The organism is Kluyvera sp. EC_51, assembly GCF_019584505.1.
Classification (GTDB): domain Bacteria; phylum Pseudomonadota; class Gammaproteobacteria; order Enterobacterales; family Enterobacteriaceae; genus Kluyvera; species Kluyvera sichuanensis.
This window is the reverse complement of sequence record NZ_VDAG01000026.1, coordinates 1-231: the sequence shown is the minus strand read 5'-3', so window position 1 is coordinate 231 and position 231 is coordinate 1. Positions and strand designations below refer to the sequence as shown.

Genomic DNA, 231 nt, shown 5'->3' with positions numbered 1-231 from the left:
GTTAGCACCCGCCGTGTGTCTCCCGTGATAACATTCTTCGGTATTCGTAGTTTGCATCGGGTTGGTAAGTCGGGATGACCCCCTAGCCGAAACAGTGCTCTACCCCCGAAGATGAGTTCACGAGGCGCTACCTAAATAGCTTTCGGGGAGAACCAGCTATCTCCCGGTTTGATTGGCCTTTCACCCCCAGCCACAAGTCATCCGCTAATTTTTCAACATTAGTCGGTTCGG

1 rRNA gene is annotated in these 231 nt (G+C 52.4%); it reads right to left on the bottom strand.

Features of this window, described 5'->3' with window-relative positions:
* A 23S ribosomal RNA gene (locus FHC49_RS07435) occupies nucleotides 1–231 on the bottom strand; the annotation flags it as partial.